The 26,356-nt window shown below is 40.0% G+C and carries 36 protein-coding genes; 18 read left to right on the top strand and 18 right to left on the bottom strand.

The genetic code is table 11. The annotated features are described in order from the left end of the window. Window positions 1-44: 44 nt before the first annotated feature. Genes AC0IWT_RS18570 through AC0IWT_RS18505 form a run of 14 tightly spaced genes read left to right on the top strand, consistent with a single transcriptional unit; the run spans window position 45 to window position 13,485 of the window. Window positions 45-290, top strand: coding sequence for a hypothetical protein (locus AC0IWT_RS18570; RefSeq protein WP_471798305.1), 246 nt, complete (start codon window positions 45-47; stop codon window positions 288-290). Then, the gene (locus tag AC0IWT_RS18565; protein ID WP_471798304.1) at window positions 287-2,758 is read left to right on the top strand and encodes a tape measure protein; all 2,472 of its coding nucleotides are present in this window, start codon (window positions 287-289) and stop codon (window positions 2,756-2,758) included. The genes AC0IWT_RS18570 and AC0IWT_RS18565 overlap by 4 nt, the downstream gene beginning before the upstream one ends. A gap of 54 nt (window positions 2,759-2,812) precedes the next feature. Further along, window positions 2,813-7,828 (top strand): hypothetical protein, encoded by a 5,016-nt coding sequence (locus AC0IWT_RS18560; RefSeq protein WP_471798303.1) that lies wholly within the window; start codon window positions 2,813-2,815, stop codon window positions 7,826-7,828. A 6-nt stretch (window positions 7,829-7,834) separates the two neighbouring features. After that, window positions 7,835-8,134: a hypothetical protein gene (locus tag AC0IWT_RS18555; RefSeq protein WP_471798302.1), complete on the top strand. Its 300-nt coding sequence runs from the start codon at window positions 7,835-7,837 to the stop codon at window positions 8,132-8,134. 2 nt (window positions 8,135-8,136) lie between these two features. Next, on the top strand, window positions 8,137-8,418 hold the full coding sequence (locus AC0IWT_RS18550) for a hypothetical protein (RefSeq protein WP_471798301.1): 282 nt from the start codon (window positions 8,137-8,139) through the stop codon (window positions 8,416-8,418). A gap of 2 nt (window positions 8,419-8,420) precedes the next feature. Beyond that, a complete protein-coding gene (locus AC0IWT_RS18545) occupies window positions 8,421-8,780 on the top strand; it encodes a hypothetical protein (protein ID WP_471798300.1) in 360 nt (119 codons plus the stop codon). Window position 8,781: 1 nt separating this feature from the next. Beyond that, window positions 8,782-8,955: a hypothetical protein gene (locus AC0IWT_RS18540; protein WP_471798299.1), complete on the top strand. Its 174-nt coding sequence runs from the start codon at window positions 8,782-8,784 to the stop codon at window positions 8,953-8,955. Further along, window positions 8,952-9,458: a hypothetical protein gene (locus tag AC0IWT_RS18535; RefSeq protein WP_471798298.1), complete on the top strand. Its 507-nt coding sequence runs from the start codon at window positions 8,952-8,954 to the stop codon at window positions 9,456-9,458. The genes AC0IWT_RS18540 and AC0IWT_RS18535 overlap by 4 nt, the downstream gene beginning before the upstream one ends. Beyond that, a complete protein-coding gene (locus AC0IWT_RS18530; RefSeq protein WP_471798297.1) occupies window positions 9,458-9,907 on the top strand; it encodes a hypothetical protein in 450 nt (149 codons plus the stop codon). The genes AC0IWT_RS18535 and AC0IWT_RS18530 overlap by 1 nt, the downstream gene beginning before the upstream one ends. After that, entirely contained in the window at window positions 9,907-10,524 is a 618-nt protein-coding gene (locus tag AC0IWT_RS18525) for a hypothetical protein (RefSeq protein WP_471798296.1), read from the top strand. The genes AC0IWT_RS18530 and AC0IWT_RS18525 overlap by 1 nt, the downstream gene beginning before the upstream one ends. Before the next feature lie 10 nt (window positions 10,525-10,534). Further along, entirely contained in the window at window positions 10,535-11,917 is a 1,383-nt protein-coding gene (locus tag AC0IWT_RS18520; protein WP_471798295.1) for a hypothetical protein, read from the top strand. Window positions 11,918-11,943: 26 nt separating this feature from the next. Beyond that, window positions 11,944-12,498 (top strand): N-acetylmuramidase family protein, encoded by a 555-nt coding sequence (locus AC0IWT_RS18515; RefSeq protein WP_471798294.1) that lies wholly within the window; start codon window positions 11,944-11,946, stop codon window positions 12,496-12,498. 10 nt (window positions 12,499-12,508) lie between these two features. Further along, entirely contained in the window at window positions 12,509-12,838 is a 330-nt protein-coding gene (locus AC0IWT_RS18510) for a hypothetical protein (protein WP_471798293.1), read from the top strand. Then, a complete protein-coding gene (locus AC0IWT_RS18505; protein WP_471798292.1) occupies window positions 12,835-13,485 on the top strand; it encodes a hypothetical protein in 651 nt (216 codons plus the stop codon). Before AC0IWT_RS18510 ends, AC0IWT_RS18505 begins: the two co-directional genes overlap by 4 nt. A 192-nt stretch (window positions 13,486-13,677) precedes the next feature. Here AC0IWT_RS18505 and AC0IWT_RS18500 read toward each other — a convergent pair whose 3' ends face one another. Further along, a complete protein-coding gene (locus tag AC0IWT_RS18500; protein WP_471798291.1) occupies window positions 13,678-13,869 on the bottom strand; it encodes a LuxR C-terminal-related transcriptional regulator in 192 nt (63 codons plus the stop codon). A 103-nt stretch (window positions 13,870-13,972) separates the two neighbouring features. Here AC0IWT_RS18500 and AC0IWT_RS18495 point away from each other — a divergent pair, with 103 nt between their 5' ends. The 3 genes from AC0IWT_RS18495 (at window position 13,973) to AC0IWT_RS18485 (ending at window position 15,195) form a co-directional block, all read left to right on the top strand. Further along, window positions 13,973-14,218: a hypothetical protein gene (locus AC0IWT_RS18495; RefSeq protein WP_471798290.1), complete on the top strand. Its 246-nt coding sequence runs from the start codon at window positions 13,973-13,975 to the stop codon at window positions 14,216-14,218. A 5-nt stretch (window positions 14,219-14,223) separates the two neighbouring features. Beyond that, window positions 14,224-14,439: a hypothetical protein gene (locus tag AC0IWT_RS18490; protein WP_471798289.1), complete on the top strand. Its 216-nt coding sequence runs from the start codon at window positions 14,224-14,226 to the stop codon at window positions 14,437-14,439. 237 nt (window positions 14,440-14,676) lie between these two features. After that, entirely contained in the window at window positions 14,677-15,195 is a 519-nt protein-coding gene (locus AC0IWT_RS18485) for a hypothetical protein (RefSeq protein WP_471798288.1), read from the top strand. Window positions 15,196-15,278: 83 nt separating this feature from the next. On the opposite strand, the gene AC0IWT_RS18480 is transcribed toward AC0IWT_RS18485, so the two are convergent. Genes AC0IWT_RS18480 through AC0IWT_RS18470 form a run of 3 tightly spaced genes read right to left on the bottom strand, consistent with a single transcriptional unit; the run spans window position 15,279 to window position 17,118 of the window. Further along, on the bottom strand, window positions 15,279-15,833 hold the full coding sequence (locus tag AC0IWT_RS18480) for a hypothetical protein (RefSeq protein ID WP_471798287.1): 555 nt from the start codon (window positions 15,831-15,833) through the stop codon (window positions 15,279-15,281). After that, window positions 15,812-16,441, bottom strand: coding sequence for a hypothetical protein (locus AC0IWT_RS18475; protein WP_471798286.1), 630 nt, complete (start codon window positions 16,439-16,441; stop codon window positions 15,812-15,814). Before AC0IWT_RS18475 ends, AC0IWT_RS18480 begins: the two co-directional genes overlap by 22 nt. Before the next feature lie 2 nt (window positions 16,442-16,443). Further along, window positions 16,444-17,118 (bottom strand): hypothetical protein, encoded by a 675-nt coding sequence (locus AC0IWT_RS18470; protein WP_471798285.1) that lies wholly within the window; start codon window positions 17,116-17,118, stop codon window positions 16,444-16,446. Window positions 17,119-17,557: 439 nt separating this feature from the next. Here AC0IWT_RS18470 and AC0IWT_RS18465 point away from each other — a divergent pair, with 439 nt between their 5' ends. Continuing rightward, window positions 17,558-18,421 carry a hypothetical protein gene (locus tag AC0IWT_RS18465; protein ID WP_471798284.1) on the top strand — a complete coding sequence of 288 codons (864 nt, stop codon included), beginning with the start codon at window positions 17,558-17,560 and terminating at the stop codon, window positions 18,419-18,421. A 197-nt stretch (window positions 18,422-18,618) separates the two neighbouring features. Here AC0IWT_RS18465 and AC0IWT_RS18460 read toward each other — a convergent pair whose 3' ends face one another. From AC0IWT_RS18460 to AC0IWT_RS18395, 14 genes are all read right to left on the bottom strand, one after another. After that, a complete protein-coding gene (locus AC0IWT_RS18460; RefSeq protein ID WP_471798283.1) occupies window positions 18,619-19,350 on the bottom strand; it encodes a DNA methyltransferase in 732 nt (243 codons plus the stop codon). Between the two features lie 16 nt (window positions 19,351-19,366). After that, the gene (gene dnaB, locus AC0IWT_RS18455; protein ID WP_471798282.1) at window positions 19,367-20,830 is read right to left on the bottom strand and encodes a replicative DNA helicase; all 1,464 of its coding nucleotides are present in this window, start codon (window positions 20,828-20,830) and stop codon (window positions 19,367-19,369) included. Then, window positions 20,823-21,503, bottom strand: a complete 681-nt coding sequence (locus tag AC0IWT_RS18450) for a hypothetical protein (RefSeq protein WP_471798281.1) — start codon at window positions 21,501-21,503, stop codon at window positions 20,823-20,825. The genes dnaB and AC0IWT_RS18450 overlap by 8 nt, the downstream gene beginning before the upstream one ends. 106 nt (window positions 21,504-21,609) lie before the next feature. Then, window positions 21,610-21,885: a hypothetical protein gene (locus tag AC0IWT_RS18445; protein WP_471798280.1), complete on the bottom strand. Its 276-nt coding sequence runs from the start codon at window positions 21,883-21,885 to the stop codon at window positions 21,610-21,612. Further along, window positions 21,885-22,298, bottom strand: a complete 414-nt coding sequence (locus AC0IWT_RS18440) for a DUF1367 family protein (protein ID WP_471798279.1) — start codon at window positions 22,296-22,298, stop codon at window positions 21,885-21,887. Before AC0IWT_RS18440 ends, AC0IWT_RS18445 begins: the two co-directional genes overlap by 1 nt. 3 nt (window positions 22,299-22,301) lie before the next feature. Next, window positions 22,302-22,466: a hypothetical protein gene (locus tag AC0IWT_RS18435; protein ID WP_471798278.1), complete on the bottom strand. Its 165-nt coding sequence runs from the start codon at window positions 22,464-22,466 to the stop codon at window positions 22,302-22,304. Between the two features lies 1 nt (window position 22,467). Next, window positions 22,468-23,112: a hypothetical protein gene (locus tag AC0IWT_RS18430; RefSeq protein WP_471798277.1), complete on the bottom strand. Its 645-nt coding sequence runs from the start codon at window positions 23,110-23,112 to the stop codon at window positions 22,468-22,470. Between the two features lies 1 nt (window position 23,113). Next, window positions 23,114-23,629, bottom strand: coding sequence for a hypothetical protein (locus AC0IWT_RS18425; protein ID WP_471798276.1), 516 nt, complete (start codon window positions 23,627-23,629; stop codon window positions 23,114-23,116). Between the two features lie 4 nt (window positions 23,630-23,633). Then, window positions 23,634-24,269, bottom strand: coding sequence for a Rad52/Rad22 family DNA repair protein (locus AC0IWT_RS18420; protein WP_471798275.1), 636 nt, complete (start codon window positions 24,267-24,269; stop codon window positions 23,634-23,636). Window positions 24,270-24,479: 210 nt separating this feature from the next. Beyond that, window positions 24,480-24,662: a hypothetical protein gene (locus AC0IWT_RS18415; protein ID WP_471798274.1), complete on the bottom strand. Its 183-nt coding sequence runs from the start codon at window positions 24,660-24,662 to the stop codon at window positions 24,480-24,482. Then, on the bottom strand, window positions 24,655-25,122 hold the full coding sequence (locus AC0IWT_RS18410) for a hypothetical protein (protein WP_471798273.1): 468 nt from the start codon (window positions 25,120-25,122) through the stop codon (window positions 24,655-24,657). Before AC0IWT_RS18410 ends, AC0IWT_RS18415 begins: the two co-directional genes overlap by 8 nt. A 92-nt stretch (window positions 25,123-25,214) precedes the next feature. Further along, window positions 25,215-25,511 carry a helix-turn-helix domain-containing protein gene (locus AC0IWT_RS18405; RefSeq protein ID WP_471798272.1) on the bottom strand — a complete coding sequence of 99 codons (297 nt, stop codon included), beginning with the start codon at window positions 25,509-25,511 and terminating at the stop codon, window positions 25,215-25,217. Next, entirely contained in the window at window positions 25,511-25,741 is a 231-nt protein-coding gene (locus AC0IWT_RS18400) for a hypothetical protein (RefSeq protein ID WP_471798271.1), read from the bottom strand. Before AC0IWT_RS18400 ends, AC0IWT_RS18405 begins: the two co-directional genes overlap by 1 nt. A gap of 2 nt (window positions 25,742-25,743) precedes the next feature. Next, window positions 25,744-26,286: a helix-turn-helix domain-containing protein gene (locus tag AC0IWT_RS18395; RefSeq protein ID WP_471798270.1), complete on the bottom strand. Its 543-nt coding sequence runs from the start codon at window positions 26,284-26,286 to the stop codon at window positions 25,744-25,746. Window positions 26,287-26,356 lie beyond the last annotated feature (70 nt).

The raw sequence follows: 26,356 nt of genomic DNA, 5'->3' as shown, positions 1-26,356 counted from the left end.
CTGAAGTCGGGGAGCTTGGTGTAAGCTTGTTTGATTTTTATGCCATGACGTGGAAGGAATGGTCTTTCTATGCAGATGGTTTAAGAAAAACACAATTAAAACAATGGGAGCATACTCGGGCCATTAATTATATGGTTTACCGTGTAAATGCAGACCCTAAAAAACCAACTAAGGAGATTGCTTCATGGTGGCCGCTCCCAACAGATGTAAAGGTGAGAGCAAAACGTGGAAGTGTAGGGAAGAGGATATCAAAAGCGGCTATGGCGGCTTTTATTGAGAGCATGAAATGACAGAAACACTCGTAGTTGAATTATTAGGAAAGATTGACGGTTTAGAGCAAACTCTTGCGGCCGCTCAAGCAAAGCTTCAGAAATTTGGCGAGGCTGCAAAAGACATTGGTGCAAAAATGACTACGTCATTAACGCTTCCGATTCTTGCTTTTGGTGGTGCGGCTATAAAAGCTTTTGGCGATATCCAATCTTTAAAAAATGGATTGACAGCGGTTACAGGTTCTGCTAAAGAAACAAATGTTCAGTTCTCCAGATTAACGCAACTAGCAAAACTACCAGGTCTCGGTTTAAAAGAGGTTACGGAAGGTTCAATTAATCTTCAGGTTATAGGGTTTACTGCTGAAAAGGCAGAAAAGTCAATCAAAGCTTTTGGTAATGCGGTTGCTACTGTCGGTAAAGGCAGAGCAGAATTTGAAAGAGCTACCTACGGACTTGCTCAATTAGCAAACACTGATTTTCCGCTCGGCGAAGATTTAAATATCATTAAAGATGCAATTCCACAGGTAACACCATTACTTAAAGAGGCATTCGGCACTGCTCGAAGTGATGAATTGCAAAAATTGGGTATAACATCCGCTCAAGTGGTTGATACCATTGTCAACGGTCTTGATAAATTACCCCCTGTTACTGGCGGTGTAAACGCTGCATTCGAAAACTTGAAAGACGGGGTCTTCACAAATCTTTCTGAAATTGGCGAAATTATCAATAAGAACCTGGACATTTCGGGTTTAACAGATAAAATAGTTGAAGGGTTGTCGAAAGTGACCCAATGGTTTAAAAACCTAAGTCCTGGCGTGCAAAAGGCAATTTTAGTTGTCGCCGGCCTGACCGCTGCAATCGGTCCGTTAATGTACATCATCGGGCTTCTTGCAACTTCAGTGATTCCAACAATAATAAGTGGATTATCAATATTAAGCGGCGCTATCGCAGCTGTTAGTTTGCCGGTAGTTGCAGTAGTTGCAGCCATTGGTGCTGCCGTCTATCTTATTATTAAATACTGGGATGACATCGTTGAGTATTTTACTTCCGGCGATGGCAAGGCAGTTTTCGATGAGCTCAAAAATGCATTTGACGCAGCTATACAATTTATAAAAGACGCTTGGCGTTCGTTTGTTGGTTATTTAAAATCATTTTGGGATAAATGGGGAGCGGATATCATCGCCGTTGCCAAATTCTATTTTGGTTTGGTATCTACCTACTTCAAGACGGTTTTCAACATTATTGGGAGCATTTTCAAAGCTGGCTCCGCAATCCTAAATGGCGAGTGGGGAAAAGCCGGAGCGATACTGCTCGATATGACCAAAAATATCTGGAATGGAATATTAAGCATCATCACAAGCGTTGTTACTGCGGGCGGAAAGTTAGTTGCGAAGTTTTTTGAGTTTATTGGCTTAAAAGACTTCGGAAAAAAGTTTGAAAGCATTAACACCGCCGTTGCTGCTCTGATTAAAGATAAACTTTCATTTGACGTAAAAGCTACAGTCAGAAGCGAGAACGGAGATACCGTAACTTCGGATGATGGCAACGGTACTGGCGTGAAGAAAACGACGTCCACCAAATCTGTAGCAACTTTGAGTGACCAGGCGAAAGCCGCTCAAGATGCTTTTGATTCCTTGCAGAAAACTTTAAGTAAAATCAATTCCGATCAAACGTTAGACGGGTTAGCTAAAAGAACTGAAAATGTAGCGAACGCCTATAGAACGGCAAAGGACGCTTTAATTGACGCCGGATTTAAAGAAAATAGCAGGGAGGTCCAGAACCTGTCATCTAAAATGCTCGCTTATTCTGCAAGTTTAGATGTTGTTATCGATAAAGTAAAATCGAAGGAGTTTACAATAAAGCCAGACCTGACTCTCCGCAATCTGACTATCGATAAAACTCTCGCAGAATCGACTCAAAAGGTCGTTGATTTCACTAAAACTGTTAACGAGTTAATAAGTTCAGGGATTGGCAGTACCCTTGGCGATGTTGGAACCGCTATCGGTCAGATGTTTTCGGGAAATAGTGGAAGTATTGGCGATGTTATTATCCAAGGAATGGCAACGTTCTTAAGTGCTTTTGGTGACCAATTGATTAAGTTCGGCTTGGCAGCCACTGCATTCGAAGCTTTGAAGAAAGCTGTTTTTGCAGGTGGGCCTTTAAGCATTGGGGCGGCCGTTGCAGTGATTGCCGCTGGTGTAGCCTTGAAGGCAGTTGCATCGGCAGTGGGGAAAAATACCCAAAAAGCATCGGGCGGAAATGTAAGAGCTTTTGCTAACGGCGGAATTGCTTACGGCCCGACCCTTGGCTTAATGGGTGAATACGCTGGAGCTTCAAACAATCCTGAAGTAATCGCTCCATTGAATAAGTTGAAAGATTTACTGCCGGAAGGCGGAGGCCAGCAGGTGATGATACCAGAAATCAGGCTCGGGAATGATGCAATTTATGTCGCTTTCAAACGAGGCGAGAAACAACAAAATAGAATTTAAATTTAAACAATTGTTCTACTTTTTGTTATATTTACATCGATTTGTGAGAGAGATATGGTGTACAATGCAAAGTTCGAGGTTTTAACATGTTCATTATCGGGAATCCCTGTACGCATAGTTTTAAATAAACGCGAACTTAACCCTCCTATCGCGAATCCCGAACGAATCGGTGTTTCTGGATTTCGTATCAAACAGAAAGATACTGACATCGTTACGGAGACAATCAATGGCAGTGAGCTATCGCTTACGCTTGTTTCAAACGCCAATTTCAATGCAGATGTGTTAGAGACTGAAGACGAGAGAGACTGGCGAACCGATATCTTTTTGAACGGTGATTTGTATTGGTCTGGCTTCAATCTACCTGAAGGCTTAAGCAAGCCTTATGATAACGACAGCTACGATATCGGCATTAAAGCGACTGATACCTTAGGAAACTTAAAAGAGGTTCCGTTTAGCGATGTCGGTCCTTACAAAGGATTCGACACGGATAAAAACATCATCGTTAAATGTCTGGCTAAAACTGGTCTATCATTGCCGATTATAATTGGTGTTAACCTTTTTGAATCTCACATGAACCTAAGTGATTGCCCACTCGCGCAGTCATCAATCAACCAGGACAGGTTTATCGATTCGAGTTCAAATCCTTTTTCATGCCATGAAGTTTTACGTTCAATTTTAGTCAGGTATGGCGCTAAGTTATGCCAGGCAAAAGGCGCATGGTATATCGTAAACACATTAGAAGCCACAAAAGGAAATGTTCCAGCTTGGAAATATGATTACACTGGAGCATTCATTCAGCAGTTTAATATTAACGATGTCATTTTCGCAGGCGCGGCGGATGATGAAGCTCCGGTACTTGACCGGACGCATGATATTTCAAAGGCCAGAGCTTTCAAAAACTCCATGGCTTACTATCAATATGGATTTGTAAAAAATGCCGCGTCAAACGGAGATTTCAACACTGTAGTTAACGGATTCTTTCCGGGATGGGAAAAACTTAACGGAGTTAATGCAGGTGTGGCCGATAGTACCGAAACTGATTTATCTACTGGAACAACTGTTGTTACTGGTCACTCGTTAATTGTTTTCGCTGCCGATACCGGAGCCGGCCAGATGGTTCGCTCCACAAATCCAATCCAGGTTAGAGCAAATGAGAGAGTAACAATCAGCTTTGAAATGGTTGTTTACAATCTTGGCTCGCCATTGAACGACTACGAGCTTCAGTTAGTAATTACCAACAATCAGGGCCAATACTTTTCGAAAGATGGATGGGTTGGTTCTGGCGTGCCGTACGGAATAAAGTTGAATGGTGGCGATATTGCTGCCAATAAAATATTCAATGTAAACTTTGAGATTCCTGCAGGCTCAACCGATTACCAATTGACTTTTGCTTTTGCTCAAGTCTATAGAAAGAGCGGCAACAATTACTCTCCCCGCGAAACTCATTTCGATAATTTAAGCTTAAGTGTTTCAGTGGCGGACGCGGTCTTGACTCCAGCCGTCGGCGAATATTTAAGATTGATTCAACCTAAAAACTTAACTTATTCTGGCGACCCGGCTTTATTGCTTCATGGGGATGAGGCCAGTAATTTAAGGACCAGTCAAATTTTAGTTGGCGGAAATACTACGTCACAATGGAATCGAGTTGGTTTCGGCTTGTCTGAAAATAAACCGCTGTTGTTTGTTGTGGCAGACAGCATTTTAAGACTGAATTCAAGGCCGAAAAACATATTTGATGCGAAGTTTGCCTCACAGCAAATTGTATCTCCTATCAGCTTATTCCATATCAATCAGGAAGTCGGAAACTACCTGGTATTAAGCGGTGATTTTGATATCCTGAATGAAGAATACAAGCTTGTTTTGTTCGAAGGGATTAATGATGCAGTAAATGTCATCGTACCTTATGAAACAGGAACTGACACTGGAAATCTAAAGGATAAAACTGGCGTGAGCATCGGCCAGCCATCAGGAGTAAACAATCCGCCGTCGAATCCATCAACTCCTAATTCAGGACTTGTTAGCAGACTAAGTGAAGAAAGCGGATATCTGCTACTTGATGGATTAAAGACTAATGCAGGCTTTGCAGACTTTGCTCAAAATGCCAATCATTCGAATCTATCTGATTACGCTACGAATGCCAACCATTCAAACATTGCTGATTTAGCTACTCGTGCGTTACGTGCTGACTTGGCCGACTATGCTTTAGACTCCGGTAAATGGTCAGGTGCTCTATTTGCGGATTGGTTAAATCAGCCAGTGAAAACCAATAACGATGTCAAATTTAAATCTGTTGGCTCGCCTGCATTTGTTAGTGGTTTTACTGGTTATGGATTCTTAGTTGATGAAAATGGCAATGCTACTTTCGACAACCTGACCGTACGCAAACAGATGAATGTTTACGAGCTGACTGTCAATAAAATTAATGCAACAAACGGTGCCCTGGCAGTTACAGATACAATTAAATTATTAAGAGTTACGGCTCTAAGCGGAGCTAACTGGGATTGTTTTATCGATACTGCAAACGGTACCATATTAGTGCCTTTCCAGGTAAACGATCTACTACGTTGCCAGGTTTGGAATGGTACAGGTATCAAATACTATTTTGCCAGGGTTATTTACGTTGCATCGGATGGTAGTGCTTTCAGCATCACAATCATCGATGGTGTGGGCGTACCCGCGGCGGGCGATGTGGTTGCAAGGTTTGGTAGCACATCGAATACCAATAGACAGGGTTTATTGTATTTAACTGCAAGCGATACCAATGCACCTTACATGGATGTTTTGGATGGTATTAACTCTGCAAATTTGTCTGGCAAAACTAAGGTCCGTTTAGGAAGATTAAACGGGATAGTTGATGCTGATTTTGGTGCATTGACTGGATACGGCTTGTATGGCGAAAATGTCTATCTGACGAACGGAAAGTTTAAAGGAGAAATAACAGTTACTGGTGGTAATGCTGCGACTCAAAATTTTGCACAAACAGTTGCCAACACTGCACAGAGTAATGCACAGAGTTTTGCCACATCTGCGGCAAACACAGCTTTAATAAATGCTACTGCATTAGTTAATAATTTACAGATAGGTGGTGTTAACACTTTCAGTAGTAATTCACCGTTAAATGCATCCGGTGGTTTACAGAATCCGCAATATCGAAAGAATGGTGATTACGGTGGGGTGAATGTTTTAAACGGTGTCGGTGCGGTTGGTTCGCAGGGTTCAACCAATGGAGTTTTAAGAATAGGAAATGTTATAGATGCCAACGGTTTTTGGACTGTTTCTGGTGAAGTTTCAAGCAATGGAAACGGTGTTTTTCAAGTTGATGCTTGTGACCAGGACCCACAAACAATAGTCTATAATGGTGTTGATACCTGGCAAAAATTTGCTTTTACTTTCTTCGTTACTCTGCACGATGCCACACCAAATGTTTACAACTTTGTTGATTTTGCAGGCATAGGTTGGCAGTATTTCAGACTTCAAAATTTTAAAATTGAAAAAGGCCAAAAAGCTACGGCATGGAGCCCATCTGTTTATGATACAGATAAAAATGCAATTGATTTGGCAAACGCTGCACAAACGGCTGCGGTTAATTATGCCACATCACAAAGTGCTTTAGAGAGAGAAGTGGCGAAAACGTATGCAGATGGTATAGTAAGTGCAGAGGAGGCGGCCAGGATTTCACAGGCAGTAGCAAATTTGGCCGAGGCCAAGGCCGACAGCCAGGCTAAATTTTTAACAGCAGTCACCAATGCAAACGGATACACAGATATAAAAACCGTTGCAGCAATTGCTGCAGCCCAAACATATGCAGACAGTGTTTCCACATCGAAAGCAAATGTGGCCCAAACTGCGGCAATTGCTGCGGCATCTGCTGATGCGGCAGCCAAAGCGAGCTCCGCACGTAGTGATGCCGTGGGTTATTCACAGCAATTGGTTAATAGTTTGGCTATTGGTGGGGTAAATCTTTATTCAAACAGTCCTAATTATACGGGAATACTTGTATATCCTGATGTTGCCGGTGGTGTTGGTGGTTATCTTGTTTCAAGAAACACAGATGCAGATAATAGAAACGGATTTACTATGGTTGGAAATAGTCAATCTCTTAGTAATGTCAGAATATCGCCAATAGTTAGTGGTGGCGCATCATTTTCAGAATACGCAGGATGGTACACGGTTAGTTTTTGGGCATTTGGTAATGGCAATTATAATATATCTGTTGACCTTAACGATAATTTAAACCAAAGTATCACTATATCAACAACACCGCAATATTACCAATTAAGTTTTTATGCCAGTAATTTTGATGGCGTTTACAACTTTATTGACTTTGCTTATATACCTTATGTTTATTTATATGTTCGAGATATTAAAATCGAAAAAGGCCAAAAAGCTACGGCTTGGAGTCCGTCTATTTCGGATACTGCGGCAGCAATACAAACAGCGCAAAATGCTGCTACTGCTGCAAATACAGCCTATAACAATCTAACAGCCAATTTAAAAAATACGGCCTTTCAGGATATTGAACAATGGGCGCTTGGAGGCCAGTTCTTAGTGAGCGGTGGAAAGGTTAATACTAATTTACTCGATGCCGGTGCGATACGCGCCAACATCGTCAATGCCGGTTACATTGAATCCCTCGAGATTGTTTCCAAAAGCATTCGGACGTCAAACAACGACAAACGTGTTGAAATTCTTTCCTCTGAAAACAATATCAGAATCATCAAGAACAACATCGATTTAATTGCCCTGGATGATGACACGGCCATAGAAAGAGTGAGGATTGACGGCACGGTTGAATATGGCGCGGGCATAGCTGTTAACTCCGTGACAGGCGTTAAAAAATCAACACTTAGCGCATCAGGTATGCATCTGTTTTACAATGGCGACTCAAGGCATTCAATCGGATGCGCGCCCCTTTCTGACTTAGGCTATGTAAAGCTAGATGTCGAGGGTGGATTTATCATAAATAACATTCAGTATTCAGGCGGCAATCCTACCACAGTATCGCGTCGGGTGATTGCTCAAGAAATAAATGTCGAAGGATTTTCCGGTCTCGTACTGGGATTAATATAAGCAAGAATGAAAAAAGTAAAAGAACAACCTACCAAAACAAGCATTAATCTGAATGAGATTGTCGTAACCGATTTAAATGGTGAAGTCACCATTGTAAACAATATCGTAAAAACGCTGGCCAACGACATCTATAAAAGCTCGAGAACAATTGAGCTGCACGATATCGCGAAATCTTTGCACAAAGGCGAATCGGTAGAAGTTGAACAAAGTGAGCTTCAGGATATAATTATGCTTTTAAAAAGCCTTGATTACATTCTATGGATTAAAGAGCAAATAATTAAATATTTCATTGATAAAGTAAAATAATCATGGCATTGGAAGTAACAAAAACATCCGAAAAGAAATACCTGGGAGGTAAAATCGGAGACTGGAAAGTCAACTTAAATTATGAATCAGAAAACGGCCAAGCTCCAAAACTGATTAGTGTGGATGCATCAAAAGAGACAGCGCCGACACAGTTTTTCAACATGACTTATTCTGTAGGCGGGAGTAACTCGATAAACTTTAACGGCGCTCCTACCGACGTTGATTTACTTGGCGAGGTGATGGCAGAAGTAGCCAAAGTTGAGGCTTTGTTCGTAAAAAAATAATCATGTCGAAAGTAGGTGTAACAAGGATAACGGAAGAGTATTACTTCGAAACAGGGATGCGTCCATTCTCTGTACGAATTAAGGAAGGCGACGTCTACAAATCACTTGCAGGCTACAGTGTTGAGCTAGCCATTTACGATTCGCAAAGCCGCCTTACTTACAAGTGGTCTACTGAAGAAACGGACCCGGAGCATCTGTTGATACTTGAGCCTGGCGGCTTAACTGGAAAAATCAATTTTCCAAAAATCAAACTATTTCCTGCAAAAATAGGCCTTCACGTTGGTGATTTAAAGTTTACCGACTCGACTGGCTTTGTAGAAAAGTACCAGACGTTTGAGTTTCCGGTTGAAAAGAATTTTTAATATGGAAATCGAAAATCAGGAATTAAACATTGAGCTGATTGTTCAGCCAGCGCCACCGGTAGAGGTAGAAATAGTTGTAAGTACCGACGCGGCCGAGGAGGTGGAAGAGTTGAAAGAGGATATCGGCAATACAGATACGGACTTAACATTATTATATCAAATATCAAAATTATGACATTACAGCAAAGGATAACGCTGCTCGCTCAAGCGATTGGAGGAGACGTTAAAAGCTTAACAAATACGATTGGAAACCTGTCTGCTTTGAGCACGTCAAACAAGACAAACATCGTTGCTGCCCTAAACGAAATTTTCGCCCTGGCAAACACCGGCGGAGCTTCGGCGGTGATTGATGATGCGGCTGTTTCAGGAGCAACGAAAACTTATTCTATCGATAAGATTAAAAGCCAAATTCTGGCCTTAAAGAATGAGCTTTTAGGTGGAGTTCCTGCAACGGCTTATGACACCCTTAAGGAAATTGCAGACTACATCGCAAGTGATGTTAGCGGAACTGCAGGAATTGTCTCTGCCCTTGGCAAGCGTGTTTCAGTCGATAGCGTTCAAACCTTTTCAGCGGCAGAAAAATTACAGGCAAGGCAAAACATTGATGCATATGGTTCGGTGGAACTGGGCAATCCCGATACCGATTTGGTTTCACTTTATACAACTGCTAAAGTATAATGACATTATCAGCAAGAATCGGCCTTTTAATAACTGCCATCGGTGCTGATATAAAAGCATTGACTAGCTCCATTGCTGCAAAGGTGCAAAACAGCTTAAACGCGAGTACAACTGTAGCTCCGAGCGCCACGGCTGTAAATACAGCCTTAGCATTAAAAGCAAATATTGCAGCAACGGCAGGAACGAGTCTCGCGCTAAGTTTTGCAGCCGACAATATTCAGGGAACATTTGCTGCGCCTTTGGCAGGGAACATTACCGGGTCCGCGACTAGTGCCGTAGTTGGGGTGGTCGCCTTGGTTATTCACAACAGTGCTACAGCGCCAACATTTGATTCGAAGTTTAAGAAACTTTCCGGCTCTGGAAATTATGTGGCTTCCACTGTAAACTACATCTACTGCCAGTATATTAATTCAACGCTGATTCTTTACTCGATAAACCAAGCGCCGTAATGATTAGAAGGATGATGATGGCGTCACTGAAGGCGCCAATAGCAAGCGGTACGAGTCGCACATTTAATGTGTCGATGAACAATTCTGCATCGCAAAAATCTGCGATACCTGGCTGGAATATTTGGGGCAATGATAACGAGGCAAATACTCTATTAACTGATGCCGGAGCGGCCAGCACTCTCAAGTTACGGAGAGATGCCAACTCGTTTTTTGATGAGACTGAATCTTATCCGTGGGTTGATGGAACAAACCCAACAGAGTTGACAAATAAACCTGCAAACTTTCCTGATGTATGGAGATATGCTACAAGCATGTTGTGTTACCGAGGCAGTCAGTCATTATTAAAGTTTAGCCTGGAAGGTTTGGATAACTCCAAAACCTACGGCATAACAACAGCGAATGGATTGGACTATCCAGATAACTCATCTCAAACGGCAGTATCCTTTGACAATGGTGCAAACTGGTTCTCGATGGGTATTCCTGATGCAGGCAAAAAGATATGCTGGTATTACAAAGAGGTGGTGCCGGTTAGTGGAACAATACCGATTTGGTTTAGAGCCGTGCAGGTTGGCGATGGCTATACCGGGATAAACGCAATGCAATTCAAAGAACTTTAAAATGAAAATTATGAAAAAACAATTATTACTATCTCTGGCCTTGCTGGCATTTACTGCTGGTTCGATGGCCCAAACTTTTACTGATAAAGGAAAGAAGAAACACAAGTACTCAAAGGTTGTCAATTCGACTGTAAAAGTTGATGACGGAACTATTTTGAATTACTCTGGCGCGTCGTCGATTACGGCCACACAAGTGAAAGAATTATATGACCGGATTCCAGTCACTCCGCCTGTAACAGCGCCGCCCGTATCTTCACCAGGTTGGATTGTTGCAGGTGACGGTAAAGGTCAGCTAAATTTGGGAGACATCTCGAATAAGAACGTAAAGATTAAGCCCGGTAATTATGATTTAATTTCTTTCAATGGCAATAATGTAAAAGTTGACGGAACTGATGTAACTGGATTAACCGGGTCGATGTATATCGGTAACGGTAGCAACATTGAGGTTTTCGGTTTTAAATGGAAATCACAAAGCTATCGAGCCATCACCATCGGCGGGTTTATCAATACGCTTTGCCTGCATGACATGACCTTCGCTAACGTTGAAAACTATACAATAACGAACGAAGCTGCAAACACTTTTTACGATGGAACTGACAAGACAGTGCATTTGAACTGGAAAATTGAAAATTGTGTTTTTGAAAACTCAAATTCGCTTTTTAATGCCGGCGGAGGTATTGATGAAAACACTGGCAAAATAGCGGGCTTATACAAAGGCTTTAAGTTCATCAATAATAAAGTTAACAATTGCGACTGGGCTTCCATCGTTTGGATGGGTGCATCTGAAGATTATGAAATTGCCTACAACACAATTAGCAATCAAAACCTCGAGGGTTTATCTGATGCAAATCACGGTCCTCACAGTGGTATTTTTTCGATGACTGGAAACGGCAGCTTGCACGATAACAAGCTCACCAACTTCCAGGGCAATTTAATCCGGGCATGGGGCGTGAGCTTAACCGGAACGAGGAAAACCATTAAAATTTATAATAACATTTGCTATAACTCTTTTAAGTATGGAGCATTCGAGGTTCAGCTGCCTCCATATCTACAGAACGCAATCAATGCATCAAAAGGAAAGCTGTTAACGACCGACGCTGAAATAATTGGTAACACAGTTGGCCGATTAAATACCATCCGAGATTGGGATGGTGGACTGGCGGACATCTATGCTACTGGAGGCAGGGTTTTTGTAGATAGAAACATAACGTTTGAAGCCAATTTTTCAAATAAAGACAGGAACCCGGCCGAGTACGCATCGTTAAACCAGATGCAGGACAGTTCGTCAACATTTGTCACCATGGGAACAAACTACTATTTTAAAAGTTGGCAGGAAGCAGTAACGGATTTAACCTCGTTTAAATCGAAGGTAAGTGGAGCAGGCGCTCAATAGAATGAAAAACGTGAAAGGGATTTGGTGTGGAAAGATTAATAAAAAGCGAGATAGCCGAACTCGCCACTAAAAACGGTTATACCTACGGCAACCTCAACGCCGTAGTGAAAGTAGAATCTGGAGGTATTGGTTTTGCAACCGACACCGGAAAGATTATCATTCAGTTTGAACCTTCCTGGTTCAAAAGAAACAAGCTCGATTGGAAAAGTGACACGAAGAATGTAACCTGGCAAGTCAATGGCGTAGAAAGTCAATCTACCGAGTGGAAAGCATTTAATAGCGCATTTGCAAGCAGTCCTGTAGCGGCCATGAAATCAACGTCAATTGGACTAATGCAGGTCATGGGATTTCATTACAAGCTACTCGGATTTAAAACCGTTGGCGAGATGTGGGATTTTGCGAAGGTTTCCGAGCGGAATCAACTTGAACTGGCTATACGATTCATTAAGTCAAATAAAAAGCTCGACACGGCTTTAAAAATGGGTGATGCGAAAACATTCGCTTATTACTACAATGGCGAAAACTACAGAAAATATAATTACGATACCAGGCTAATTGCTGCTGGCATGAGAAAGCCTTAATTAAACTACGATGCAGAATATACCTAAAGTTCCATTTCGCCAGGTGGTGAAATCTCCGGCAACATACTACATGCTTGTTGCCATTTCTGTGATGTGGTTTTTCGTCTACAAGTTTACCGATAGTTCAAAAGAAACTATCGCCAATTTGAATAAAACAATCGAGAATGAGCGGGCCGAAAAAGCCGATTTAAAAAAGGAAGTGAAAAACAAAGACGAGGTAATTGATAGCCTTAACGGTTTGTTGCTGCACCGAGCAGATAACAGCTATGAGAAACTTGAACGTTACCTCCAGCTTAACAATAAACAAAGTACAATTATTATTAAACCTAAAAAGAAATGAAAAATTTTGTATTAATCATTATTGCGCTCTTGTTTATTCTACCCAGTAATGGATGCAGGATATTGAAAAACAAGAAGCTCGAGAAACATTCAGAACAGGAGTCGGTAAAAACTGATGTTACGGTCAGCACTTTGAAAGTTGACAGCGTAGTTTCAGCAAATAAGTATTATTTCGATAAAAGCAATTCAACGCTCAAAGAAACTATATCTTACAAATCTGCTCCAGATGACGGCCCGATTGAATTGACCGGAACGTTTAAAATCGACACAGCTAAAAGCTTAAAGGGCGATACTGCTTTAACTTTAAAGGGCAATGGAGTGGAGTTGACAATAACACGGGATCCGGTTAACAATACACTGACGGCCAACATCAAAAAAGGTGGCAAAAAGCAGTCTATTCCATTTAACGAAATGGTTATCAACCGGGAGATAACTAACAGCACAAACATTACGGACAGCTCGAGGTATTTAGCTGCTATGAGCAAACTCGAAAAAGACAGCATCGATAAATCTCAAAGGGAGAGTAAATCCAAATCGCTTGATGCAGTGAAAAGCAAAGATACCAAGCCAACAGTTGGAACGTTCGCAATGGTGATTGGCGTTGCAGTCGTAATTGGTTTTCTTGTTTGGCTAAGATTTCGGAAATAGGTAACTTTGGGCATGAGCGTGAGAAACTCACATCAATTTTCACAAACTGAGAGCGTTAATTTAGATAGAAAGCAGGCATATTAATTTATACCTGCTTTTTTTTTAAAACCTTGGTCATTTAGATTGTGTTATTATGACACATTAGATTAATTAGAGTCAAGGCAGGGATATGGATGTATTTCTGCCTTTCATCTATATAACGCCCTTTTTTAAGGCATGATAAATCAGCGAGGGTGTATTTTTAACTTTGAAGGTCCGAATCAATTTTAAACGAATTCCTTCCACAGTCCTTTTGCTTAAATGTATTTTTTTGGATATTTCTTCACTTGAGTAACCCTCTGCTATTAAGGATAAAATATTGAGTTGATAGTCTTTTAGTTCCATAACCATATTCATCTGTTAATTACAAATGACTAATAAACAGACATATGCATTTTTTGTTTAAAAGTTTTTTTGCTAAATATTTTAGTATTTTCAAACTTTGTTCATGCGAAGTGGCGACATTATTTTTATTGCAGTGTTTGGAAATGAAACCAAAGTGGTAAATTTAAGCTCACCATCAGGAGCTGGCGGAAACTGCTATCACATCATGATGGATAACTATTATTACGGAATGATTGTTAAACGGTTTGAATGGGATGTCTGCTTCCAAAACTATACAGACCAGTATACCCAGGCTGAACTCGACACATTGATTGAAAAACTATCTGAATTAACAGATGTTGAAAGGTAAAAACTATGCTGATATACAATTTTAAAATCAATACCTACGACGTGGCGGTGAAAGCAGAGCGTGAAAACGAATATCATGTCAGCTTGGACGGGGTTTATGCTGGCATCATTTATTCCGAATTCGTAAAGGGCCATCCCTCCATAATCTGGAAAACCAAAGACTTGATTGCAGAGGATTTAGTGCAAAAGATTGGCGCTGCAATTGAACACGAAGACCACTAATAACTTATTAAAAATTATGGTTAACTTTATTTATCATTTCTCACACCCCAAATTTACTTCTTGCGATTACCGAATAACTCAATTCACCGACGGAACCCCATTTCAAGTTTTTAGTATAGGTGACGTGCTAATCGGTACTATCAGAAAGGGGGCGAATGGCTGGGAACAGAACAGTGGTCGCCAAATGTTGCAACAAATGGTTGACGCGTTTGGGAAATATATCGATGATAACGGATTATGGAGCTAGAACAAAACAAAGGTTTATACGGCAAACAGTTGGCGCAAAATATACAACACGCTTTGCCAGATGAAAAAATTCTTTATTTCGGTGGAAGCATTTACGTTCATTTATCAAAATCACTAGATGAGAATCATAGCCTGAAAGGTTGGCTGTACATGCTTTTGGAAACGCTGCCAGAAATCGAGCATCCATTGGAGCGCATACAATTTATTGTTTATCAAGAAGGTTCACTTCACTTGATGACAATTATTAATCCGTCTGAATTTGATGTAACCGCACTTGATAGGGCTATTATTGATGGCTTAAATTTTTCATCAGATGCAACCGCTAAAGATTGGAATGTTCCGATGGCCTTAGACCATCCTTGGTATTCCGACAGAGATTATTTCCGGAAAAATGGTTTTTTGGAGGACTATGCTAAAAAAATAAAACCAATAAATTTTGATGACATTAAAGAACTTCCAAATGTTCAACCTCTACTCAACGAAATGAGGAAAGACGGTATCAAAATTTAACTTTCAAATTTTTCAATATATCCAATATCGGGTGAAAAGCCGATAAATAAAAATATCGGCTGATTAGCCGATATCTATCAAATTTATACCTTATGGAAAGGAGTGTCGTTACCCCTTTCTCTTAACTCATTCAACTCAGCATCAATGGATGAATGTTCGAAATGACAATTGCAGTCATTAATATTTTGTTGCGAATATTCAGCCAACACACTTCTAAATTTTGTGTCATCATCGCTAACTAAAAACAAACCTGAATGCGAACGATTGTTTGGCAGCCCAATTGGTGATGGATCGCCATTAAAAAGTGGTTCATGTAATATCTCTTCAACCTCTGGCATCGCCCGCAGAAATTTGGTTGAATACTTCAAAAGGTCATAGTCACGAATATTAACCCAATCGGTTTGCTTTCGATTAAGATTTAAACCGATCTCAAGAAAACTTTCTTTTATTCCAAAATATTTGTCCCAATTAAATGAAAGATACGCTTCACCTTCTCGTAAAGTGAAAGCATTTTCGCCCGGTGTCCTAGTTTTTCGTACTCTCGCCGCAAAATGAAGTCTTCTAAATAGATTGCTTTCATCAGGAATTGTTTCAACTGGCCAAGGCATCTTGCCTTCTAAGCTAACGATTTCATCCATACAGCAAATGACTCATCGAATGAAGTTAAATCTATTTCCCCACGTTTCTCAATTTTAGTGATTTTGTCATTTACTGACAAGTTATAGCCAAAAAACAGGGCGCGTACAGTTCCATCAATCTTTTTAAAATTTATTAAAAGACGTGATTTTTCGGTGACCCATGAGAAATCTAGACTTCCATTTGCACACATGTTGATCTCCAACCCTTTAGTAACAAGATTCCAGGTTTTATGTAAAAATAGTGAGTACTGAATTAGCCAATCAATAGCAATCTTATAGACATCATGATCCAATGCTAGTGATCCATAATTATCCCAATCAAATTGTAACTCTAAATAAGATTGGGAGTGTACGATCTCATCAACAATTTCTTTCAGTTCCGTTGGAAAAAAATGAACCTTACCTAAATGAACTAACGGGAGTAAATCATTTCCTTGTTTAGCAGGTTTAAATACATTACTTAGATCGAATCCCACGGTTGCCGATTTGCGCGGCATAAGTATATCATCGAATGAGTATTTTGATTCTCTTCCCCTATTTGTTACTATATAACGACTTGCCTCCTGCGGTACATCGCGAAGACATCTTAAATCATGGTTTGAATCCATAGCTATTGTATTGTGGTATCTACGAACGTAATATCTTTCATCTTCAACTTTAAAGTTTCCTCTTGATTAAGAGATTCCTCTATCTGTCTTTTTAAAAGTATCAAGTCCGCTTGATCCAATGTGAGAGTTTCATTCCTTATCCCTTTGGAACTGCTATATCTAAGCTCTAGATTATAAAAGATGACACCATTTTTCGTGCTAGTGATGTTATCCTTTTCAACGATCAAACGAAGATCCGTCTTCACAGACGAGTGTAATAAAGGATTCTGCGAATTCCGAATTAATTCATATGCCTGAAAGGTTAACTTAACATTTGTAAGATTGACTAAAAGATTCGCTATTCTATCTTCCAAAAATTTAACCTCCTCTTCGCCAAAGTCCCGATCTTCATTTACCTCTGCTTCAGTAAAAGAACTCGTGATATCTCTGGCCACCTCTTCGAAGTCATCATAATCATCAGAGGCGAGCAGACTTCCGAAATTGAAAATCGCTTCAGCCATTTTATCTTCGGCTTGACCTAAATGATTACTAATTGCTTCGAAAAAAGCTTTCCGACTAATGCCCTTCGGCAATGCCCTTATCATGTCGTTTAGAGCTGCAAATTCATCTTCCGTGAAAGAGCGAATTTTTTCAATACCCTCTATATAATCTTCTGGAATCTTTATTTTTTTTGACATATTTTACACTAAATATCACTATTGTCAGATTTAGTCTAACGTTAAAAGGGTTGCAAAAGTATCAATTTTTATTGCCGTAAACAATACGCAATAAAAAATATGCTATAATCACTATCTTTTCAGAAGAGCACTAATTCGACTTAAATTTATATATAAATTTTTACTTGAACCAAAATATTTCAATTTAGGCCTAAATGAGGTTTCTTTACACGAACCCCCCAATTTGTTACACAAAACCCGTTTTTTGTATACGAAAATATAACATTTTGAACATGGAATTGTTCATTATTTTTCATTTAACAATTTTTAACAGTTAGCTATCATCCAAAGAATGATGTGTTACCTGTTCCTGGAACAGGAGATTTAATTATGTTGCCATACCGCAAGATTTGTATGACCTTGTAGATTTACTTTTATATATTAGCTAAAAAATGTTCTCATGACACAAAAAACCGAAAAAGATCAAATAGCGCAGTCGCGCCCAAAATGCGGCATAGTCATGCCTATTTCAACAATGGATGATCTAACATCTGATCACTGGGTTGAGGTGAAAGGATTAATTGTCGAGGTCGCAGATGAATGTGGTTATGATTGTGACTTAGTGAGTGCAGCTGACTTTAGCGGGGTAATTCAAAAAAGGATTGTCCAGAATCTTTATCTTAATGATATTGTAATATGTGATGTAAGTAAGCAGAATGCTAACGTGATGTTTGAATTAGGGTTAAGATTAGCTTTTGACAAAGCAACTATCGTGATTGTTGATGATGAAACAAAGATCTCGTTTGATACTTCCCCGATTGAGCATTTGATATATCCACGCGATTTAAGGCATGGAAAGATATTAGCTTTTAAAGAAAAACTTAAATCCCTAATACAAGGAACCGCCGAAAAAGCTAAGGAACCAGGCTACTCTACATTCTTAAAAGACTTCGGTACTTTTGACGTTAAAGGAATTGAAACCAAAGACATACAATTCAATGATTTCGTCATGTCATCGCTCGAAAAATTATCGACTCAAATGAATACGATCATGCACGAGCAAAGAACCCAAAACTCAATCAGTTCACCTTTACAGGAAAGTAATGAAAACACACGCAATGCAATGAATTTCTTAACTAAAACTGTCAAAGAAGTCGTTGGACAGTATGAAGGAATAGACTTTTATTATAACGATAGAGAGCGTAACATAGTTATAGAGGAAATTTTCGAAAGACTTAAAAAAAATAAATGGCTATTTAGCAAAGAAACAGTGATAAGTGAACTTAGAAGGGTGATAGGTTCAGTACATAACTCCACTACTTAGAAATAATTCCGGTTTCTTAAAAATGAGACTCGCAACCACTACGGTCACAAGTCCCTACCTTTACTGATTCATGATTATTTTCTCATGTTCTGCAATAGCCATAAAAATCTGCAAGGCTAGTGCGGCACAATTGCGTTACCACCTGCCTTTATTGATTCGTTTCTCCATTTAAGGTCCGCTAAACAAAGTGCCACGGTTCATGAAAATGCCAGTTGCTTCGGTGTGAATAAAGTCTGCTGCTTTATATATGTGCTGAATCGATTTTCCTGTTTTAAAAAAACCGTTTCATCTAATTCGCAGCCATTAAATTCACATCCAAAATCATAGGCTGCGATTCGGTTAGACCCAGATCCGACATGACAATCAATAATTTTATCGCCTATCTTACAATACTTTTGATAGAGCCATTTGTATAAATCTACAGGCTTTTGATTTTGATGAATTCGCGTTTCGTTAAGGGCTTTATTCCCTTTTTGAAGATGGCCTTCTGTGATGGAACGGCCCTGCATCATACCATTCCACATGTATCTGAATAGTCGTACAGAATAGTGAGATGAACAAAATGCAATTTCGCAATCTGAAAACGATGATTCCCCATTGCATTTATCCCAAATTATTCTCCCTGGACCAAATTGGAATTGATAATAGTTACATCCCCAAATTATTTGATTTTTGCTTACCCTGATAAGTTCTTTAAAGTATTCTTCTTTTGGAACGTCCCATGACGCAATAGGGTTATAGTTGACCCTTTTAACATTGATTGGAGAAATCTCATTTCCGAAGAATTTCTTCTTTTGTGGACCATCAAAATATGGCGGATCGTCGATTGCCCAATCAAAATATTTATCTGGCCATAGAGATAGATAATCCATGCGATGCATCAATTTTACTGAATTGTTTGCCTTGGTAGTGGCGGTTAAATTTTTCATTCTTTTGGGTTTTAGATTAAAATGGCGGTTCACCATCCGCATCAAAATATTTGGACGGTTGGATTGTTATCGAATTGAAATTCTCTTTTGGTTCGTAATAATTTACTGGCGTCGGAGCTTGGACCGGCTCTGCATAATCATCCTCTAAATCCACAAATTTCATGCGCGAGCCATAGAATTTAAAGCCGACTGTTTCAAGCGGTCCCTGCCTGTTTTTTGCGATAATTCCTTCGCATAAACCCTCAAGTGACCTACCCTGCTCATCCTCGGTTACACCATAATATTCTGGCCGGTAGAGAAACATTACCTGGTCCGCATCCTGTTCAATCGAACCTGATTCTCTTAAGTCAGAAAGCAACGGGCGTTTACCATTTAAACCTGGTCTGGATTCTACTGCCCTGCTTAACTGTGAAAGAGCGACCACCGGAATATCTAAGTCTTTAGCGATTGATTTCAGGCCTTGAGAAATTGAACTTATCTCTTGCTCGCGATTACCTTTCGATTCCCTATCGCCTTTCATTAGCTGCAAATAATCCACTATTATCAACCCGATATTGTGGGTGTGTTTCAAGCGGATTGCTTTCGAACGTAATGACTGAATTGGTGTCGATGAAGAATCATCAATAAATATTTTTGAGTCGATTAAATCGTGTGTTTTGCCGTGAATTTTCTGCCAGTCGACATTGTTAAAATCCCGGCGTTTAAACTTGTCAAAGTAGATATCCGTTTCAGCGCTCATCATCCGGTCAACTAGCTGCGCTTTGCTCATCTCGAGCGAAAAGATTGCAGTCGGTACATTGTGCTGGATTGCAGCATGGCGAGCCAGGTTCAAAGCGAATGCAGTTTTACCCATTCCCGGACGAGCAGCCAGAATAATTAAATCCGATTTTTGCCAGCCGCCTGTTAACCTGTCTAATGCTGGAAAACCTGTGCCAACTCCGGTCAAGCCAAGCGTGGTAGGCTTATCGTAAACCTCTAACCTTTCGACTATCACCTCACGGATTGGTGATGCCTCTTTGCCAATGTTAGCGGTCATTTTTTTGAACAAATCATTGCCAACATTATCGTAAAGCTCGAACACGTCGGATGTGTCGTTGTAGGCGTCATCAATTGCGTCAGTGGCAATTCGAATCATTTCGCGCTGCAAAAACTTCTGCTGTACATAACCTGCATGCGTTTCAACATTGGCAGCGGATGAAACCTTGCCGGTTAAACTGGTGACGTAGTAACCGCCCCCAACTTGCTCGAGCTGTCCGTTTTCTTTAAGCTTTTGGGTTACGGTAAGGAAATCAATCGGCTGATTTTTAGCATGCAAATTGGCAATGGCGGAATAAACCAACTTGTTTTGGTCCGTGTAAAAACTGTCGGCCGTGATGAAAGTATTTATCTGGTGGAAAGCAGATGAATCCTGCATTAGCGCGCCCAAAACTGCCATTTCGGCCTCAATAGCTTGCGGAGGTAATTTGCCCAAATTATGCATGACGTACGGCTCCTGTTGGTTTAGCTCCGAAAACGTAACCTTCCGAAGGTGTGTGAGTTGGAATTTCTTTTGACTTCAATTTCTCCCCCCAGTTCTGTGAATCCCAAATACCGTTGGAAAATTGCTCTTTCTGGTCACCGATGAAATTGCCGAATGAGTGCAGATACTTTTTATCAGCTTTTAACCGGGAGTAATCTGCAAATTGAGTTTTGAAATATTCGAGCCGGCCGTTAAGGGTCTGAACGTAGATGAAAGCATTTAGGGCTTGAGCTTGCTGATAGTTCGCAGTTTCAGTCAAACCAAAAAAGTTCAAAACCGAATTTTCAAAAACAGAATCCCTTTCTATTTCTCTTTCTCTTTCTTTTTCTATTTCTCTTTCTCTTTCTCTTTGGTTGCTATTAGGCTCGGCGGTAGGCTTTTCAAAAGGCTTGCTATTAGGCTTAACTATAGGCTTGCTTGTCTCGCCTCCTTTTCTGCCTCCGCGTATTAAATTTAGACGATTTTCACAACTTGGAATACTGATAATATTACCCTTAATTTTTACCATGCCGTCACCATTTTCATCAGTTAATTTTTGAAATTTTTCTAAAAAAGTTAAAATTTCTGCTTCAGTACATGCAAATTCTCTTGCCCAAATGTCAATTTCCAAAACGATTTTATTGTCAGTTGACATGGCCATGTCGATGAGTTCGCGGTAAAATCCACGCTCTGCCAGGCTCAACCTGAACACTCTGCGAGAGCTTCTCCAGTCCTTTGGGTACCATGTATATCCTAGTTTTTTACTCATGTTTTGTGTTCTCCATTCTAAATCGTTCGTACTGGCTTCTGGTCATTTTTAAGATGGGCAAAGCATCATTAATAGGAAGACCGTATTTCCTAATTATCTTTAAAAGGTCGAGTTTGAGGCGGGATTCCCTTGCAAATGCAGATTCGTTAACCTCAATATTAACTACCTCAAACATGGCGCGTATTCCGCCATTGTCTTCAATGATTTTGTTAATGGTTTCAAGTAACTGCAAGCCACTTTCAGACCATTCGAAAGACTGATTTTCCATCAGAAATATTCCTCCACGTTATCAATAATATCCTGTTTGTCGAAGTGAAAACAGCGAACAATTGTATCCAGTACAGCCGAATACAACTGGTTAAATTCATGCTCATCCATCGCAGCAAAAGATATGCTTTTTGGCTTTTTAATCGGCTCACCATATAGGTTCGGCCTCTCTTCAAAGTATCCAGCCTCAATTATTAAATCGTGCCGTAAATCATCTAAATGCTGATATATTTCCTGGTTCTGAAAGATCATATTTAGCAAGGCAAAAAACTTCCGGTGAAACTGAATATTACGCGGTTTGGTCACGCTACAAATCACCATTTCATTCGGCTTAATCCGCTTCATCTTGTCTAGGTCGGTGTCGTAAGCACACTTGAAAGTGTTGTTTAATTGCCTTACTAAATAGATATCCATTTCTTAATAATTTAAATCCCAGCGTTTACTTACTATCTGTTCGTGATTCAGTTTTTTAGGTAACGAGTTCTCAATCTTATCAACGTGTATTTTCTTGCCGGTTTTGCTATCCTGGTACCAGTACTTGCTGATCTTTACAAACTGTCGAGGAAGTGTTGATAGCTTCATCTTAAGCGCCGAATATTTTTCCATTAGTGATATACTCTTGGTAGTGATTTAAAAATCCAATGAACTCGTAAACGTTATACAAGAGATTCTTGCGCATTTTATCGTTGGGCATATAGGTTTCTTGATACACTCGCTCAAAGTCGGTTACTAAATACTTGAAGCACTTTAATGGCTGCTCCTTTAGAAACCTAATCAGAGAATACGTTGAGTGCTGGGTATTGTCTTTATACTTATTGCATTTGTAAACTTCTGTGGTTTTTAAATCGGTAATCATTTCGGGGAAGCCAAAATCAGTTACCCCATGGAGTTTTATATTTCCTAGATGGCTAGGAACGATAATTGAAACTTTTTCCTGTTTTGTTTGGCAAAACTTCAGCTTAAGAAAAATCTTATCGACAACATGTACGTCGAAAAACATCTCTTTAAAAAGGTAACAATCCGCGTGTTGTTCCGGGATGTATCCATCTATCATTTCGTTGATTAATTTCTCAAAAACGATACCTTTTAAAACATGCTCAGGCAAATCGCCTTTGGTTCCGTTTATCGTCGCGAATAAGCTTTCGAAACTTTCGTCATCGTCATTTTTGATGTACCTGTTATATGCGTTAAGCATGGTCGGGGTAATTGCGTAGCTGTAGCTTTCCATATTATTTAAGGCTCAGGATTAAAGATTCTCCAGCAACACGTACAGCTGGATAGATTGTATGTTCTTCAATAACCTCACCGCTCTGTTCGTCGGTCGAAGCTTCAACGAAGAGCGGTTTGCCTAAACCTTTCAAGTAGTTTTCGCGCTCTTTTAGCCTTAGCTCAATATCAATTTTCTGAGCATTTAATTCATTCCATTCCCGGTCGCAGCAGGTGTCATAGTGCCATTTCACGCCTGTAGCACGTTCGCTCATTTCAACATTGTGGCGGCTATAGCCTTTTTCGGGCAGGGTACACTTCCCCTTCAGTCCTTCGACAATGCTATCAAAAACATAGAGCCCCTTTTTAGCCATTATAAGCGTATCGAGTGCATCAGCCTCTCCATCATCAACTGATTCCATGATGATGCTAGCCATTTCGGAAAGGTCCGCTTTAGAGGCGGTTAATAATTTTTTATCCTCAATCGGGATGGTAGCGATTTCAGATTTTGGTTGGAGGAATAGATTTAAATTTTTCATTCTTCTATGCTGATAATAATTGGTTGAATTGATTTTCTGTTAACTGAAATGCCTGAATAGTTTTGTAAAGAACACCAGCTTCTTTAGCCTGGACTCTTGGTAGCAGTTTAGCTAATGCGGCTTCATTCAGCTTTGGTTTTGCTGAAGCTGTCGGGGGAACAACGCCATGTTTTTTATTGATATATTCCGTTAAGTCCCAAACTTGTTTACCTTCTTCGTTAATTACATATGGCCAGTTGCCATCAATTTTCTTTTCGTTTGCTGGTAGTTTTTCAAGAGGTAAGTCATAAAGGAAAGAGCCAATTCCGAAATTTACACAGGCGCGTTTGAAAGCGTCCGAACTTTGGCCTTTTTCCTTTTCCGTATTTGATTGTGTGCCGCAGTCTGCTCGCCATTGAATTGACAAATCAGGCATCACGATACCTACTTTACAATACTCTTTATTATTTATTGAGTAATGCTCTCTGTGCCATCCATAAATGGCGAATTCATTTAAGATATCCATGCACTCCCGGGCATCTATGTATGCAACAACCGTCGCTTCCGCTTTAAATTTGCTGAAGCTCTGCACTCGCCACTTGCACGGAACAACCTTTTTCAATTTCGGCAATAGGTCTTTTAAAAATTCTTGATTATCCATTACAATATGTGTGTGATAATTAGGTAAATGCATACCAGAATGATTACTAGCTTCCAGAACCAGAAGCATAATATTTTTACCTCATTTTTAGGTTTTCTGGTTATCTTTTTTGCTTCAGTAAGCAACGCTTTTTGGTGGTCCGCAAACCATAAACCGCCCTCTTTAACTGTGTTTTGCATTCTCTCTGGAGGCAAAGCAGTTGATTGAATTCTAAGCATGTTGAACCTCCTTTGTTACCATTTTGTCGACTGCATCAAGTACGCCGGCACTTGAGCGAACAGTTTTAATCATGTCATCAATTGCCTGGTTGTAACCAATCCAGTATTGGCTACCGAAAAAAGTTGTTACTTTCATCGACTCAAGGTCTTTAATCAAGAAATCTGCATTACCCATTGTTAAGCTCTCCTTCCAGTTGAAATTTTAAATAGTTATCCCAGTACAATTGCTTCACATCTTCCCAACTGTCGATGGCATAATCCCACGGACTCATCATCTCGTAATCGTTCGGACCAATACAAAAGACATTCAGCTCTGATTCCCTTACATAGTTTTCCAACTCATCGAAAGAAACTAAGCGAGTCAACACTGGAGCATCCTCATCCATTACGCTGGTGACATAATTGTATTTGCAGTTAAGGCCGATTTTGTCGGTATCCCACAATTCAACTTTAATTCGATTGTCGTACTCCTTAATTGCCTCAATTGCATCACTGATACCTTCGCCGTATGAAGCGGAACCAACTCCGATTATCTGATGCCAGTTTTTATCGTTTTTCATTTGCTCAAGATTTGAGATTAATGTCTCCAGGTTGGTGTTTGGAGTGTTCGGGTTTTTAGCTACTTTTGTTTTCATTCTTTTGGGATTTTTTTAGTTCGAATTCCAATGAAAGGGGGTCTGTTGGTAGCAGCTCCCTTTTTTTATGATCATTCTTTTGGGTGTATGTGTTATCTAATTTTTAGGGGGTTCAGAATAGATTTCTTTTTGTACCTCTGAAGCCAGTCTTTCACGTCTTCCGGAAAGAATCTGATTAACCTGCCTTTGGTGTGGTAGCCAATCTCATCCTTCCATGCTAAAATGGTTTGAGCTGTATAACCGGTACATTCTGCAACCTCCTCCGCTGAAAGCACAGTGATGTTGCCTTTCTTAATCGCCTTCTCGTTGTTTTCTACAAGATTTTTCATCTCGTTAAACATGTGCAGCATATCCTGGTATGCTCCAGATTCGACTGTTACTACTTCCATTATGCCAGTTGTTTTTGGAATGTTAAACCGTCAGTTAAAAGGCTGAAAACCTTGCGAGCTTCTGTGATGATATTCTCATTGAACTCATCCTTTAAATTCCTTATCTCATTGTTTACCTGGAACCTCGTAGTCGGCATTCCTTTGGCGGTGAGGTTAGCGGCAACTATTGAATAAAAGCCGTCAGGAGCGTTCACCCGGATAAATTCCAATTCGTTTACGTCTACTTTCATCGTTAATTAATTAATTGATTTGCTGAATGCATTATTTCTGGCTTTCTTGATACGCCAAGCTTTTTGTTAATGCTTTTAATGTGTGTTTTTACGGTATGTTCCGAGATGAAAAGCCTTTTTGCTATTTCTTTATTCGGAAGGTGTATGAACGGTAAAAGGGAATTTTCACGACTGGTCAATGCCTGTACTTTTTTAGTTGGAAGGCAACCAATTCCGACGTGAGCGCAATAGTGTCTTTTCGGGCAATCAACATACTCCGGAGTAAGCTTTCCATCATCAGTTAAATCAGGTGTTCCATCGAAATTTGCAAACATGCATTTAACGCACTGCTTAAGTTGGTCCGATTCATTCTCCCCGGCCATTGCTTTATAAGCTGCTTTACGCTTTGGGCAGGCGAAAGCAAAATCCTTAAGCTTACTGGTGATAAACTGTTTAGAATCTTCAAGGTCAAGAACAGACCGCTGATAAGTTAACAGAACATTATCATCGTGCACAAACAGCTCGACTCCGTATCCTGACAAAATGTGTGAAATGGTAGTTTTCATTCTTTTGGGGTATGTGTTATGGTTTTAAATAATTACTATCTTTGTTTAGTGTACACAAACATAAATAGAA

The organism is Pedobacter sp. AC464 (genome assembly GCF_979253075.1).
Note: the sequence above shows the minus strand (reverse complement) of the source record. Positions and strands in the feature narration are given on the sequence as shown.